This window comes from Moraxella sp. CTOTU49097 (assembly GCF_032064105.1).
GTDB classification, from domain to species: domain Bacteria; phylum Pseudomonadota; class Gammaproteobacteria; order Pseudomonadales; family Moraxellaceae; genus Faucicola; species Faucicola osloensis_B.
On record NZ_DAMBOA010000029.1, the window covers coordinates 1 to 15,437 of the forward strand.

General features: G+C 40.0%; 14 protein-coding genes and 3 pseudogenes. 12 read left to right on the forward strand and 5 right to left on the reverse strand.

The features are described 5' to 3' along the window. Nucleotides 1-58: 58 nt before the first annotated feature. The 4 genes and pseudogenes from RT064_RS10300 to RT064_RS10315 all read left to right on the forward strand — a co-directional run. A pseudogene (locus tag RT064_RS10300) lies at nt 59-592 on the forward strand (IS5 family transposase); the annotation flags it as partial. Nucleotides 593-746: 154 nt separating this feature from the next. Beyond that, nucleotides 747-2,279, forward strand: a complete 1,533-nt coding sequence (locus tag RT064_RS10305; RefSeq protein ID WP_313063216.1) for a subtype B tannase — start codon at nt 747-749, stop codon at nt 2,277-2,279. A gap of 80 nt (nt 2,280-2,359) precedes the next feature. Next, nucleotides 2,360-2,772, forward strand: a pseudogene (locus RT064_RS10310) (transposase); the annotation flags it as partial. A 116-nt stretch (nt 2,773-2,888) separates the two neighbouring features. Then, nucleotides 2,889-3,176 carry a DUF3861 family protein gene (locus RT064_RS10315; RefSeq protein WP_313063217.1) on the forward strand — a complete coding sequence of 96 codons (288 nt, stop codon included), beginning with the start codon at nt 2,889-2,891 and terminating at the stop codon, nt 3,174-3,176. Between the two features lie 220 nt (nt 3,177-3,396). On the opposite strand, the gene RT064_RS10320 is transcribed toward RT064_RS10315, so the two are convergent. From RT064_RS10320 to RT064_RS10335, 4 genes are all read right to left on the reverse strand, one after another. Continuing rightward, on the reverse strand, nt 3,397-4,218 hold the full coding sequence (locus tag RT064_RS10320) for an acetoacetate decarboxylase family protein (protein WP_313063218.1): 822 nt from the start codon (nt 4,216-4,218) through the stop codon (nt 3,397-3,399). 326 nt (nt 4,219-4,544) lie between these two features. Next, the gene (locus RT064_RS10325; RefSeq protein WP_313063219.1) at nt 4,545-5,687 is read right to left on the reverse strand and encodes a 5-methyltetrahydropteroyltriglutamate--homocysteine S-methyltransferase; all 1,143 of its coding nucleotides are present in this window, start codon (nt 5,685-5,687) and stop codon (nt 4,545-4,547) included. A 381-nt stretch (nt 5,688-6,068) separates the two neighbouring features. Beyond that, nucleotides 6,069-6,869 (reverse strand): alpha/beta fold hydrolase, encoded by an 801-nt coding sequence (locus RT064_RS10330; protein ID WP_313063220.1) that lies wholly within the window; start codon nt 6,867-6,869, stop codon nt 6,069-6,071. Nucleotides 6,870-7,209: 340 nt separating this feature from the next. Then, the gene (locus RT064_RS10335) at nt 7,210-8,073 is read right to left on the reverse strand and encodes a DMT family transporter (RefSeq protein ID WP_313063221.1); all 864 of its coding nucleotides are present in this window, start codon (nt 8,071-8,073) and stop codon (nt 7,210-7,212) included. A 143-nt stretch (nt 8,074-8,216) separates the two neighbouring features. On the opposite strand from RT064_RS10335, the gene RT064_RS10340 reads away from it, so the two are divergent. The 8 genes and pseudogenes from RT064_RS10340 (at nt 8,217) to RT064_RS10375 (ending at nt 14,547) form a co-directional block, all read left to right on the forward strand. After that, complete coding sequence (locus RT064_RS10340) at nt 8,217-9,611, forward strand: aminotransferase-like domain-containing protein (protein WP_313063222.1); 1,395 nt, start codon at nt 8,217-8,219, stop codon at nt 9,609-9,611. Nucleotides 9,612-9,778: 167 nt separating this feature from the next. Next, a pseudogene (locus RT064_RS10345) lies at nt 9,779-10,033 on the forward strand (transposase); the annotation flags it as partial. A gap of 340 nt (nt 10,034-10,373) precedes the next feature. Further along, nucleotides 10,374-10,799, forward strand: a complete 426-nt coding sequence (locus tag RT064_RS10350; protein WP_313063223.1) for a hypothetical protein — start codon at nt 10,374-10,376, stop codon at nt 10,797-10,799. A 5-nt stretch (nt 10,800-10,804) separates the two neighbouring features. Next, complete coding sequence (locus RT064_RS10355; RefSeq protein WP_313063224.1) at nt 10,805-11,380, forward strand: TetR/AcrR family transcriptional regulator; 576 nt, start codon at nt 10,805-10,807, stop codon at nt 11,378-11,380. A 15-nt stretch (nt 11,381-11,395) separates the two neighbouring features. Further along, the gene (locus RT064_RS10360; RefSeq protein ID WP_313063225.1) at nt 11,396-12,217 is read left to right on the forward strand and encodes a crotonase/enoyl-CoA hydratase family protein; all 822 of its coding nucleotides are present in this window, start codon (nt 11,396-11,398) and stop codon (nt 12,215-12,217) included. 76 nt (nt 12,218-12,293) lie between these two features. After that, complete coding sequence (locus tag RT064_RS10365; protein ID WP_313063226.1) at nt 12,294-13,190, forward strand: alpha/beta hydrolase family protein; 897 nt, start codon at nt 12,294-12,296, stop codon at nt 13,188-13,190. A gap of 35 nt (nt 13,191-13,225) precedes the next feature. After that, a complete protein-coding gene (locus RT064_RS10370; RefSeq protein ID WP_313063227.1) occupies nt 13,226-14,008 on the forward strand; it encodes an SGNH/GDSL hydrolase family protein in 783 nt (260 codons plus the stop codon). A 14-nt stretch (nt 14,009-14,022) separates the two neighbouring features. Next, entirely contained in the window at nt 14,023-14,547 is a 525-nt protein-coding gene (locus RT064_RS10375) for a PaaI family thioesterase (RefSeq protein ID WP_313063228.1), read from the forward strand. Between the two features lie 264 nt (nt 14,548-14,811). Here the strand turns inward: RT064_RS10375 and cynS are convergent, their stop codons facing one another. Further along, nucleotides 14,812-15,261 (reverse strand): cyanase, encoded by a 450-nt coding sequence (gene cynS / locus RT064_RS10380; protein ID WP_313063230.1) that lies wholly within the window; start codon nt 15,259-15,261, stop codon nt 14,812-14,814. Nucleotides 15,262-15,437: the final 176 nt, after the last annotated feature.

The window sequence follows — 15,437 nt, forward strand, 5'->3', positions numbered from 1 at the left end:
TATTAATTGATTATGTCGCTTATCCTAGCATATTTTTTAATCGTGAACAGGTTCTTAAAAAAAATGGGTCAAAAAAGCGCGAAAGAAACACAAACGTAAGGGCAAAACCAGTTTTATCATCATCGATGCTCAAAGCGTTAAGAAAACCGATACTGCTAAGTACAAAGGTTATGATGCCGGTAAAAAAGTATTAGGGATTAAACGTCATATTGCGGTAGATAGCCAAGGCTTGCCGCATGCTATCTGTATCACGACCGCTAACATCACCGACCGTGACGGTGCCAACATATTAATGAGTCACAATACCAAACGACTAAGCCGTGTAAACAATGTGATGGTTGATGGCGGTTATCGAGGTAAGGCATTTGCTAATAGTGTTAAATCTATTTTAGGCGAAACCGTTACCACAGAAGTTGCCAAAAGAGATGAATTAGATACGTTTAAAGTCATACCAAAGCGATGAGTTGTAGAACGTTCGTTTGCTTGGCTTGAGAAAAATAGACGTCTATGGAAAAACTGTGAGCGTCATTTAAATTCGAGCCTTCAATTTACCAATCTTGCTTTCATCGCTTTGTTATTGAAAAGATTGTGAACAGGTACTTACAAGCCATCATTAAATAAAACCTACTCAATAAAAGAGAAAAGTTAACAAAAATAAATATGAATGACTGTTTATCTCACTGGCTATTTAGCTACAATCATGACAAATATTTAGTAATAAATGAAGCTAACCCAAGGAAATAACAATGACTATTAACAAGCCTTTATCAGCAGTTATTTTAACCAGCATCGCTATTACTGCTCATGCGACACCCCAAGATAACAACCCACTCAAAGACACGCCATTTGCCAACCAAACTGCTCATGGCTATAGCTTAAAATTTGACCCCAGTAAGTTTGTCAAAAAAACCGCTGATGTCGATGGTCAAAACATTGCGTATCGGGCAGTCGAAAAAATCGTCTATGTTCAGCACCCAATTGAACCTGAGTATCAAACCATCAATTTTTATGTGCCAGAAGCCTATTTTACCAATGGCACAATTAATGGCTATTCTGCCAAAACGGTACCGATTTTCTTGCCAAATTCAGTCGGTGGCTATATGCCAGCGTTAGCCAGTACCGCGGATGCCAAAGGCATGGGTGGACAAACCAGCACCATTTTACAAGCGTTAAAACAAGGCTATGTCGTAGCCTCAGTCGGTGCAAGAGGTCGCACACTTGGCACAGAAGGTAACTACACAGGCAAAGCCCCTGCGGTGATTATCGACTTGAAATCTGCCGTTCGCTATTTACACGCCAACGATGCCAATATGGCAGGCGATGCCAACAAAATCATCTCTAACGGCACATCGGCAGGGGGTGCGATGTCCGCCCTGTTGGGAGCGAGTGCTAACAGCCATGATTACGACAAATACTTTGCCAAACTAGGTTCAGCAAAGGCAAGCGACCGTATTTTTGCGGTATCTGCTTATTGTCCGATTACCGATTTAGACCATGCTGATTCGGGGTATGAATGGGAGTTTCACACACTTACTGACTATGAGCAAATGGATATGTCAAAACTCAACGCCCAGAGCTATAATGACCGCTCAACGCCCATGCCAAAAATCACAGGCAGTCTGAATGACAAACAACTTGCGGTTTCTAAAGATTTGCAAAACCAATTTCCAAGCTATTTAAACAGTTTAAATTTAAAGGATGAAAACGGCAAAGCCCTACGTTTGGACGCTAACGGCAAAGGCTCGTTTAAAGACTTTATAGCAAAACAAATCATTGCTTCAGCCAACAAAGCGATTAGCGAAGGCAAAGATTTAAGCAATATCAGCTACTTAACGATTAAAGATGGTAAAGTGGTAGCGGTCGATTTTGACGGCTATGTGCAACACAAAAAACGTATGAAAACGCCACCTGCCTTTGATGCGTTGGATTTATCCGCAGGTGAAAATAATTTGTTTGGTGATAAGACCACCAATAATAAACACTTTACCGCTTACAGCCTTAAAAACAGTAGCGTAGCAAGCAATTTAGCTGATAAAGATATTGTCCGTGTCATGAATGCAATGAATTATGCCAATAATCCTTATGCCTCACAGTATTGGCGGATTCGTGCAGGGACGGATGATTATGATACGTCGCACGCTATTTCAGCCATGCTGACCGCAAAATTGCGTATGAATGGTAAAGCGGTGGACTATGCCTTGCCTTGGGGTGTGCCACATTCGGGCGATTATGATTTGCCAGAATTATTTGCGTGGATTGATGGGATTGCTAAGAAGTAGTTTTGATTTTAGAAGCTGTTCACGATTAAAAAATATGCTAGGATAAGCTACATCATCGATTAATAACCGAATCATGCACCATGAGAAAAGCGTATCCAAGCGACATTAGCCGAAAACAATTTGAGTACATATTACCCATTCTAGAAAGTGCTAGGAAGAAGACCAAACCAAGAACGGTTGACCTTTATGACGTATTCTGTGGGTTATTGTCTGTAGTCAGAACAGGTTGCCAATGACGACAGCTGCCCATGACTTTCCCATATAGCGAACGATCTATTTCTACGCTCAAAAGTGGGATGAACTTGATAAAAAAGGCAACAGCATCCTTCAAAAAATGTTAAAGAAGAGGTCAAGAAATTACGTAAAACTTGTAAAAGCAAAGACGAAATTAGCTTTATTAGCATCGATATCCGAAGCGTTAAAAAATACAACCATGGCTCGGTATAAGATCAATAATGTAGGTAAGAAATCATCAGGAATTTATAGATATATGGGCAACAATTAAACATACGCGATGTAGTTATTTACCAGCGTATATTTTCTGTTTTCTATGCTAATGCTAGCTAACAAATAAACATAAATTATTGGACATGAAAATTAGGAGTAATTATGAAACAACATCAATATAAAATCACTATTGAACATCTTGCTGATGCCAATGGCAACCTTGTCAATGATCCTAAGCTAATTTTTAATGCGCCTAATCACGATAACATATTCGATATTGTGGCAAAAATGCAAGCCAGTTCGAGATTCCCTAGTGAAGAAGCTGCATGTCGTTTTGCTATCGGCCTTAAACTTATGAGTGAAGTTATTTTGGAAAATAAAAATACTGAATTTGCCGCTGCTATACAGCCACATGTCATAGATAGTATGAAAATAGTAAAAGATAAATGATAATCTTGATGACATAGGATTAATACTACAATTTTTATGCCGCTTTTAAAACATCTGAAGAATATCAAATTATTTATCAAGGCAAGCCTTTAGGTAGGCTACCCATTGATTCAATGATTTTTGAACAGTGCTTTTAAAAAAACCCGACAAAATTCCTGAACGTGCTATTGTTCCGTTTTCTGTGGTGGCTCCTGTAAGCAGGTTTTTGAAGTTCGAATTATCAATCAAAAATTACGCCTTCATTTAAACGCAATTGCAAGCTATCAGTAAAGGTGACTGAAAAAGGTGTCGCGCCATTTAACTCAAGGCTATTGAGCCTTTGTGTCATTGGGTGACTGTTCGTTGAATCAACATTTAGCTTAAGATTACCTTTAGTGGCAATTTTAGCGCCATTTAATGTACGTGTATCTGCGGTTGCCCGTATTAACGCATCATTTAACATTGAATATAAAACTAAGTCTGCCCAAGGTGTGGTAACTGAGACGCCGATCGTACCTGATAATGACAAGATAGATGTTTGAGGATTCTCTGGATGTTTGACAGAACTACTAAAATCCTTATCGTTTAAATTAAAATCAATATCAGTGACGAATTTCGGGTAGCCCCATAATTCTTTACCTGCACGACACGCAGCTTCAGTGGTTACCGGTAAATCACAAATCCACATACCGGTATTGCGTCGATCTGGTGGTAATGTCATTTCCATCAATGGATGAGCAGGTGTGTCTTGGTCTGCAGGATAGACAAGCATACTCGATGCAACTTCGTGATAAGGCTCACCATCAGTTAATTCACGATAATTATAGAAAGCTAGACTAAATAGCGCTTTATTGCCTATAAGCTTGGCAACCTTTAACTTTGGATTGTCCAATACACTGACTGCTTTGTCATAATCCACTATAAAAAAAGCAATCAGGCTTGACACATCAAAGTACTTAATAGGCAGCTGAGCTTGACCTTGTGACATCTGTCTTGTGTGGGTGGCTTGTTGAAAAAATGGGTCAGCATACCATTTATTATTCACGTTTTTATTCATTATCATAGGTTAAGTACCTTTTTGATTATCAGATTATTTTTAAGCGGTTTTATTTAAACATGACAATAAAAAAGTATAAAGTATTGTTGTGTAAGGCAATGCGTTCTACTCAATTACTTTAAAGTTTGGTAGGCATAACTAAATCTGATTGATGCATGCTGAAAAAAACGGAAGAAAATATTTGGTAACCTAGAATACTAAACAGAAGTTTACCGTGACTAAGAAAAGAATACAGTTAAACATTCAAATCTGAAGCCATCGTCAAAGTCAAAGAAAATAACGGTAACATCAATCTACCAAGTGTTTTATTCCGTTGTTGACAGCAGAGGTCACTAGTTACCCCATACCTCATCAGCAATCTCTTTAATTAAATCGAGTTTTGCCCATTGGGCTTCTTCAGTCAAAATATTACCCTCTTCGGTTGACGCAAAACCACATTGGGGGCTTATACATAACTGGTTAATATCTACAAACTGGGCTGCTTCTTTAATCCGCTCGATAATAACGTTTTTATCTTCCAAGTCGCCTGTTTTTGACGTAACTAGACCTAGTACAACTTGCTGATTTTTGATATGTTGTAACGGTGCAAAATCTCCCGCGCGTTCACTATCATATTCCAAGAAAAAACCATCTACTCTGCAGGTACCAAACAACACCTCAGCAATAGGCGCATAACCACCTTCAGAGAACCAAGTTGAACGAAAATTACCACGACAAATATGCATGGTAATTTGCATATCGTCAGGTTTGGCATCTACAATACGATTGAGTACCGTCACATAATTTTTAGCAACTTTATCCAAATCAATACCACGAGCCTCAAATTCCGCTCGTTTATCGAGCGAGCAAAACTGCCCCCAACTTGTGTCATCAAGTTGTAAATTACGTAGACCTAATGCATAAAATTTGTTTAACGCTTTAATGTATGCGTTAGCAATGTCATCAAATAGCTGGCTTTCTTCTTGGTAAAGGTCAATCGGCTGGTAATTTTCATCACGTATACAAGCCAATAAGTGCAGCATACTAGGTGATGGGATGGTGAATTTTGTTGGGTAATTACCTGCACAGTCCTTTAAAAGTTGATAGGCGTTGACAAAGGGATGGTCGTCACTAAAGTCGATTTTACCCACAATGGCAATGGTGTTACCCTTAGGTTTCGCACCCTTAAACGCAACAGGAAATTTTTCCAGGCTAATCATCTCAATGCCATCTAGCCCTGCTAAAAAATCTAAATGCCACCACACACGGCTAAATTCACCATCGGTCACGGCGTGCAGTCCATGGCGTTTTTGTAGATTCACAAGATTTTGAATTTCATCTTTTAGGATTTTGTCAAATGCCGCTTGGTTGATTTTGCCAGTTTGCAATTCGGTTTTGGCATTTTTTAGCGCGTCAGTGCGTAAAAATGACCCTACTACATCGTTACGGTATGGCGCTTGGGTTCGTGGGGTTGCCTGCGCAAATATTTGGCTCATAGTTGATTCGCTTTTGTTAAAAAACTTGAAGCGTCACTATAAGAGTTTTTAGCTAATGAGACAAACGCTGATTTTTCAAGGTAAAATGAATTGCGTTTAATGTTTTGACTACTAAACTGTGGGTTTGGTAATACGTCTTAAGCCTCGGTGCAGTTTTACTTAGCGTAGTCACTGGCTTGTTTTACATTCAAGGAAGGTATATTTTATCCTATTACGACAGTACTATTGTTAACTGATTCATCTTCAAACTCAACTTACCCAATAATTGTTATGTTAAAATAATATCTTTAAAATCAATTAGTTGCCTACTCCATTTTCAATATTATTAAGTATTCTAATGAAAAATAACCTTATAAATTCCTCCGTTTTCTTCAGCATACATCAATCAAGTCGTTGCAGCCATGTTAATACTGTATGGTTAAACAGTGTGGGCTTATCGACAGTAACCCAATGTGATGTCTTAAACCCGCTCACCTGATTGTTAGGTTGCTGCGTGATTTTAACAAGCCAAGCTTCAGAGTGAAACATGGTAGGTTTTTGTGTGCCATAGACGAAAAGGTAAGGACAGGTGAAGTTAATCGATTGTAAGTTTTTAAAACCGCCCTTTGCCTTTGTCCACGCCACATAATAAGGGTAGCCCATATTCGCATGGATCGTCTGAGATGCCACAGGTGCTCCTAGGACTTTGCCTACTGTTCTGGCTATTTTATTACCAATGCTACCATTTAAACGAAAACCAATCACTAATGGCAGCTGATAGCCTGCAATCACCAGCTTATCTTTAACCGTTAAACTAGCATTAAACTCTTCACTATAGGCATCACCCACATCAATGCCAATTAAGCGGCTGACTTTCTTTGGATAACGTACCACATATTGATAGCCATAAATAGCACCCCAATCATGTACCATCAATATCACCGGCTTGTCAGGGCTGACATAGTCAATCACTTGACGAATGGTATCAATGATGTCTTCTAATGAAAACACCTTGGGGCGAGCCTGTGGCTCATCAAATAGAGGTAGCGTAAAGGTGACGCAACGATAGTCATTTTTAAAGAAAGCCACTTGGTTTTGCCACAGTGCTTGGGTATCGGGCCAACCATGTATCATCACCAAAGTTTGTTCGCCATTGCCGTCAATGCTACCGTTGACACCTGCTATATGAAAAGTCGTTGCCATAATTTTCCTAATTGATTGAATAGGTTAAAGTTTTTATGTACTGACCATACAAACACAAATAAAGGAAATAAACAAATTTTTGAATGTTTTTATGAACATTTTAGACTTAGAACTTAATTCAATTTCACTTCGCCCATCTTTGATTATGTTAAATAAATCATTTGAACTTAAAATTTAAGTGTGTTAGAGCTTACGCAAAAATAGAAGAAGCGTTCGTGCTCAGCTTGTCGAACCATAACTTTTGCGCACCGTTCGATAGGCTTAGGGCGAGCGGAGACTTAAAAATGCGTAAGTCCTAATGGTAAATACTTAAAAATAACAAGTGAAGCGTATAGAGTGTTTAATTTGCATACTTTTTGGCACCTATCACGCAAATGACTGCCACTATAGAAGTAAATATCATCAAATAGCTTACATTTTCATGTAACAAAGCGGCAGCCAATAATAATCCTAAAAATGGTTGTAACAATTGCAATTGGCCCACTGCCGCAATACCCCCTTGAGCCAAGCCTTTGTACCAAAACACGAAACCCACTAACATACTAAAAACTGACACATACATTAGACCAATCCATGCAGAGGTTGAAATGCTATGTAAAGTCGTCGGGAACATAAAAATTGCTATTGGTAGTAAGATTGGCATTGATAAGACTAAAGCCCAACAGATTACCTGCCAACCACCTAACTCTTGAGAAAGTTTAGCACCTTCAGCATACCCCCACCCACACACTACAATCGATGTAATCATTAGTAAATCACCTACCAGCGACTCCTTTATACCGGTAAAACCTACATAAAGACTGATACACAAAGCCCCCATTAGTGAAAACACCCAAAATAATGGTTTTGGTCTTTCTTGAGTTCTTAGTACCGCGAAGACTGCAGTACTAAGAGGAAGTAAGCCTACAAATACAATAGAATGAGCAGAGTCGATATATTTTAATGCGATACCTGTTAATAGTGGAAACCCAATAACACAGCCTAGCGCAACGATAAACAACGCTGGGAGATTATCCCGTTTTGGCTTTGGCTGTTTCAATAATAAGAGCAATACTAACCCTAATATTGCAGCGATAATGGCACGAATGCAAGTTAAAAAAATAGGGTTAAAGTCAGCAACAGCCAAGCGAGTTGCTGGTAAGGAACCAGAAAATATAGCGACACCTATAATGCCATTTATCCAACCATTTACAGCTTTATTCATTTTTCGTCACCTTAAAAATTTTATTATTTGTCAAATTTAAAGTAACTATTGAAACATAGGATAGTCAGCGTAAAATAGCTACAATCTAAATACAGTTTATCGGAACTGTTATGATTATATTTTCAGTACAATGATAAGTACCTATGCCTAAAACCAATTCAAAAGTAAATCAAATAATTGAAGCGATTCATGCAAAGATCGCTAACCGTACTTACTTACCTGGCTCACGTTTACCTTCAGTTCGCTTACAAGCAAAATCAATGCAAGTGTCTGTCTCGACTGTGGTAGAGGCCTATGGACGGTTGATGGCTACGGGGGTTATCATGTCAAAAAGAGGCTCGGGTTATTATATTAATACGCCCATTGCACCCCTATCACTGAATCATTTAGGGCCGAACTTAGATAGAGCCGTAGACCCACTTTGGATATCTCGACAATCATTAACTGCTAACGATGATATGCTAAAACCAGGCTGCGGATGGCTACCTGAGTCTTGGATGTATGAAATGGGGTTTCGTAAAGCATTACGTCAAGTTTCTCGTTGTGATGTTAAACCATTGGTAGAATATGCAATTCCTGCAGGAAATTTGGTATTAAGGCAATTATTAGTCAGACGGCTTAGTAAACTTGAGATTAATATAGAGGTAGATCAAATTGTTTTAACAGAGTCAGGTACCCACGCTATTGATCTATTGTGTAGGTTTTTTCTAGAACCAGGTGATACTGTACTGATAGATGATCCTTGCTATTTTAACTTTCAGGCACTGCTAAAAGCACATCGTGTCAATATTGTTGGAATCCCTTATACAAAAGATGGTCCAGATTTAGAAAAGTTTGAAATAGCGCTAAAGTTGTCTCCCCGCCTGTATATAACCAATTCAGGTATTCATAATCCAACAGGTGCTAGATTATCTACCGTTAAAGCACATCAACTATTAAAACTGGTTAGTGATACTAACATCATCATTATTGAAGATGATATTTTCGCTGATTTTGAATTAAATCCTGCACCAAGGTTAGCTGCATTCGATAATTTATCTCAAGTTATTCAAATTGGAAGCTTTTCTAAAAGTATCTCTGCATCGTTACGTTGTGGCTATATCGCAACAAAAGCAAAATGGATTGAGGATTTGATTGATTTGAAAATTGCCACCACATTTGGTGGTGGTCATTTAGCATCTGAAGTCATTGTTAAAATCCTCTCCGATAGTGGATATCAGCGTTATCTAGAGTCATTACGAATTCGACTTGCTAAAAAAATGCAGATAACTATTCAAAAGTTATCTGTTTTAGGTATAACGCCTTATTTAGTACCTGAAGCAGGCATGTTTTTGTGGTGTCAGCTGCCAATGGACATTGATGCAGCAAGACTTGCTAAAGATTGTTTGAGTGAAGGCATTATTTTAGCACCCGGCAATGTATTTAGTCAGTCATTAAACGCTCACTCCATGTTACGTTTTAATGTCGCTCAGTGTGATGATAAGCGCATTTTTGAGGTATTAAAAAGATTATTATCAGGTTATAAAGCAGGATATTAGAGTTTTTTCTAACATAGTTTAACTTTAATGACTCTAGGTTTTGCTTCGGCTAGTTTCTCTATTAATGCTGAAAACCGAGTGTGTCTATCACTAATAGAGCGGATGCCGGTAGCGTTCAAAAAACTGTGTCATTCCCATAAACTGTTCAGAAAAACAGGAATGACACCATTCAAAAATTTGACTTTAACGAAGCCCTAAAAGCCATTCAATCAGGAAAGCCTATTACAGGCAGTGATGGGGTACTAGCCCCACTCATCAAACAACTTACCGAAGCTGCCCTATCAGCTGAAATAGACAGCTACCTTGAGCAAAATCCTATTGGCAACCGCCGTAATGGCTACAGCAAAAAGACGGTCAAATCAGCGGTTGGTAGCTTTGCACTTGAAACACCACGAGACCGCAATGGGGAATTTGAGCCTGAGCGAGGAAATAGCGAAGCATCGCTTCGCCCGAGCGCAAGACGAAGGCTATGCCTGAATGACTGATTAAAAAGCACCAAACCAAGCTCACCCCCGAGATGAGTTTGCCCATTACACGGTGTAATCAGGTATGGCGTACGGATATCACCTACGTTCGCCTAGCCAAGGGCTTTGTATACTTGATGGCGGTAATTGATGGGTCTAGACATTGGGGAGTACCTTAAAGTACTGCTTTGCAGCATGCACTAATAGCAAAATGTTTATTGACTATTTTTAAACGTTCGTTTAAATTGGTTTTATTATGATTATTAGAGAGCTAAATGGACATCGTTAACGAGTTAATATGCTAATTGAACAACCTAACCGCAAATATTGGACATTTGCCACCTTAAAATGGTTGGTATGGTTTAATATTTTCACCACGATTTTGCACTATGTGGATAATATTTTGTTTTTTGCGCATTATCCCGAACCTACCTGGCTCAATCCCACGTTGGTGGATGCATTTTGGTTTGTGATGACCCCGTTTGCCCTTTTGGCACTTTGGCTGATTAAACATCAGCACTTGTATTGGGGCTTGGTGAGTATGGTGCTGTATTGCTTAATGAGTTTATTGGTATTGGGTCACTATCTTATCCCCAGTGAGCACATTAGCCTTAAGATTCATGCGTTTATTTGGCTAGAGGCACTTGCGGCGATTGGGCTATTAGCGTATGTCATGGGCTATGTACAGATGTCAAAGCCCTTCACCTTAAAGAATGGAGCGTAACCAAAATGCGACCACAAAAACTCAGCCGAGAGCAGCTGTTACAGTATTGCATGCCTGTTTTTAAACAACATGGCTATCAAGGGACCAGTATGGCGATGTTGGCAAATGCCTGTGATTTGACCAAAGGGGCGTTTTATTACGAATATCAAGACAAAGAAAGCTTAGTAGCAGATATGCTCAGCTATGTGCACGACCTGGTTGACCATAAATTATTTAGTTTGGTGCATAAGACGGGCTCGGCCCAATCACGTTATCAACGCTTACATCAGCAGGCGGTACAGTTTTTTAGCCAAGGCGGTATGGGCTGTTTGGTAGCAGTGATTGGCGGTGAGGCAAGGTATTTATCGCCATCGCTACTGGCATTAACGCAGCAGTTTTTAAGCCGTTGGCAACAAACCATGCAGGTGTTATTTGATGAGGTCTATCCTAAAGCACAGGCGGATGCCTTAGCCAAGCAAAGTGTAGCGGATTATGAAGGGGCGATTTTACTGGGGCGAATTTATGATGACCCCAGTTACTTACAAGCCGTTTATAAACGCATCGATGCTCAATTAGCCAGTAAGCCAGTTTTAGCCAACTAATACAAGGAGTCAGAGATGACATCTAATAACCAAGATAAAGCCAGTTTCCAGACCGATTATGTCCGTTTGAATGTAGAACAAAAAGATAGCGTGTTACTCATTGAGCTCAATCGCCCAGAAAAATATAACGCCTTTGATAGCGTGATGATTCAAGAGCTATCAAAGGCGCTTACTGAGTATGAGCAGCGGGATGAATTACGCTGTGCCTTACTGTATGCGCGTGGGGAGAATTTCACAACAGGGCTTGATCTAATGGAGCTGAAAGACAAGGTAATGTCAGGTATTTTTGATTATCCGAACGACTGTATAGACCCTTGGGGTGTGTCAGGTATGCAACGCACTAAACCTTATGTCGTTGCGGTACAAGGGCTTTGTTTTACGGCGGGTATCGAGCTGATGCTCAATGCCGACATTGTGATTGCCAGTGATGACAGCCGCTTTGCCCAAATGGAGGTGCAACGAGGCTTGATGCCGTTTGGTGGGGCAACCATCCGTTTTGTACAAACGGCAGGTTGGCAAAAAGCCATGCCTTATTTGCTCACTGGCGATCGCTTTGATGCCGCGACGGCAGATGCGATGGGATTGGTCAGCCAAGTAGTGCCTAAAGGCGAGCAGTTTGCCGTCGCACTTAAGATTGCCACACAGATTAGCAGCCATTCTGCCCCGCTAGCTGTCAAACGTTTATTACAATCTGCGAAACAAGGGACTGAGCAAGATCCTAAAACTGCCTTTGCCAATGTCCTTGGTTACTTACCAGATTTGTTTTTATCTCAAGACTTTGCAGAAGGTGTCGCATCCTTAAGAGAGAAGCGACCAGCTCAGTTTCAAGGCAAGTAAAGAGATGACTAAGGTCAATGCCTAGTTTATCGACGCATTTTATCAACCCATTTTATCACCCAATGAATTGTGACTTATGACACCTACTTTTGAACACCTCACTCAAAGAGATTTTACCATTGTAGCAGCCGATGGCTTTGCATTGTCAGCCACAAGCTATGAGCCTGAAGAGTATAAAGCCACAATTGTGATCGCAGGGGCAACGGGTGTGCCACAACAATTTTACCAAAGATTTTCTAGGTTTGCCGCAGACAATGGCTATCGCACAGTGACGTTTGATTATAGGGGCATTGCTCGATCTAAGGTAGCGAGGCTTAAAGGCTTTAAAGCAAGTTTTCTTGATTGGGCTAGGTTAGATTTGGCGGCAGTGATTGATGAAATTGCCACAGGTGAAACCCCAACCTTTATCGTTGGACACTCATTTGGTGGTCATGCCTTTGGACTTCTGCCCAACCATTATAAAATTTCGGGTATGTATGTCTTTGCTACGGGTGCAGGGTGGCGTGGATGGATGACACGCCGAGAATCGATGCGCGTTAATTTGTTGTGGAACGCTATCTTACCTGCTTTAACATTCTTTAAAGGTTATACCCCGATGTCAATGTTGGGAATGGGTGAAGATTTGCCTTATGGTGTCTATCAGCAGTGGCGACAATGGTGCAAATATCCGCATTATTTTTTTGATGACCCAATTGTATCAGAAAAAATGCAAGAAAAATTTGCCCAAATAAAGGTGCCTATTGTGGCGGCAAACGCGGTGGATGATTTGTGGGCATTGCCAAAATCTCGGGATGCCTTTATGCAAGGCTATACAAACGCAGACTTAACCTTGCTAGACATTCCCTTAACTGCATCACTGCCCAAGATTGGGCATATGGGCTATTTTAGAGCCAGCGCCCAACCATTATGGGAAAATGTCTTATCATGGATTGAAACAACGATGAATCAGTCGCCTTTATACAATCCGTCCTAATAACCAACGCTTTAACAAAAGGATAGTTTTGCACTATGTCAATCCAACCATTGTGGACATGGCAGCACTTGTTGTTAAGTCCACTCTACCTATACCAAGCCAAACAAGTCAAAAAAAACACGTTACGCCTTGATGAGCCCATCGGTGAGCGATACGGCACCACCGCTTTTGTTGACGCCAATCCCCAGCAACCCCCGCTTAAGGTATTAATTATTGGTGACAGTGCGGGGGTCGGTGTGGGTGTCGAGCATCAAGACCAAGCATTTTTAGGTCAATTTGTTACTGGGTTGAGCCAAGACAAAGCATTGGCGCAATATTACTCGCATATAGATTGGCAACTGGAAGCGACCACTGGATATACCAGTTTTGACATATTGCGTCAGCTTTATGTCATGGAAGCTTATGCTGTTGATATCGTGGTCATCAGTATGGGTGTCAATGATACGGTGATGAATCTTGCTGTGACACAGTGGCAGGACAATCTGCAGGCGATGATTGCTATCTTAAAACGTAAGTTTTGTGCCAAGCATATTTTATTTGTCAGTATTCCACCACTACAGCTGATGCCTGCACTGCCAAGTCCACTCAACAGCTTTATGGGTCGGATGGCACAACGTTTGGATACCGCATTACAGCAGGTGGTAAAAGATACGCCTAGCACGAGCAATCAACAGGTACATTATTTGGTGGCAAACTTTGAGGCGGGTGGATTGGATAAAACCACGCTGTTTGCCAAAGATGGCTTTCATCCAAGTGCCTTAACCTACCAACACTGGGCAAAAAATGTGGTGAATTTTGTTAAACACACTTTATTATAACGATGGATAATTTTATGAGTTCTGAAAATATATTAAATCAATGGCTAGAAAAAGAACGGGAAGTTCGTGAGCGTCTACATACAGTCGGTGTCATACCAACTGCTCAATTAGCCGCCTACACTGGATTAGAATTTCTTAAAAAAATGCTTGCAGGTGAATTGCCTTCAACACCCATTGCTAATACCTTAGATTTTATCTTGATTCACGTTGAATTAGGCAAGGTTATCTTTCAGGGCAATCCCCAATTTCATCATTACAACCCTTTAGGTTCAGTGCATGGGGGATGGTTTTGTACCTTATTAGATTCAGCCGTAGGTTGTGCTATACAGACACAACTGCCTAAAGGTAAAGGCTATACGACCCTTGAAATTAAAGTCAATATGATGCGTCCTCTAACACAAGAAGTGCCTGTCGTCCGAGCAGAAGGTCGCACCCTCCACGTGGGTAGACAGACAGCGGTTGCTGAAGGAAGAATTATTGGGGTAGATGGTAAAGTGTATGCACATGCGACTACGACGTGTTTAATTTTTGATATTTAAGGGATTAGCACAGAAAACGGAAAAAAATAGGACGGTAAGGGATTTTATCGAGTATTTTTGAGTAACTACTATCTGTCCAAAATTAGTTGACCACTACAGTTGGTTGGTAATGTTAGCCAATAGACGTTAATTAACTGTAATTTAGGAGATTTTTATGCCAATTCGGTGACGTTTTCTATCTTTTAACACCAATTCCAGTTTTTAGTTGAGTTTGAAATTGGTGTCGATAGAAGGTCGCTGGTTTGTGCAAAGGTCTTTAATCAATTAAAAAGTTTTATAAGGTAAAAACTTTCCTGATAACAGGATATTGACGCGGTCTCCTGCAGGATTGTTTTCACGTTGAATGTCCATCGAAAAATCAATCGCACTCATAATCCCATCGCCAAATTCTTCATGAATTAACTCTTTTATGGTTAAGCCATACACACTGATTACTTCATATAAGCGGTAAATCAATGGATCATAAGGCACCGCGGTTGGCAAGCTACCTTTATAAGGCACAACCTTTAACCACTTTATCTCATTTTCATTTAAATTAAATAAGTCACCTACTTTATTTGCTTGTTCATCATTTAAGGTCATTTGACCTAAGCAAGCGGCAGTAACCCATTCTTTGCTAAGTCCCACTTCTTTAGCAACTTTTTCCCAGGTCAGACCTTTAGAAACTTTGGTGGCAATAATTTTTTCTGTTACTTCTAGGCGATTTTTAATCATCATAGTCTCCTGCTAAATTAGGTAAAGCAATTTATTTCATTTAACTGTATAAGCGATTTATGAAGAAAAAGTCTTCAAATTTAGTTAAGCAAAAGCCATGCCAAATGAGTTTACGTTCTAAATACCGTAATTCTAAACTACAGAAAAGTTATGGGGAAATTATTGAAAATTTGATG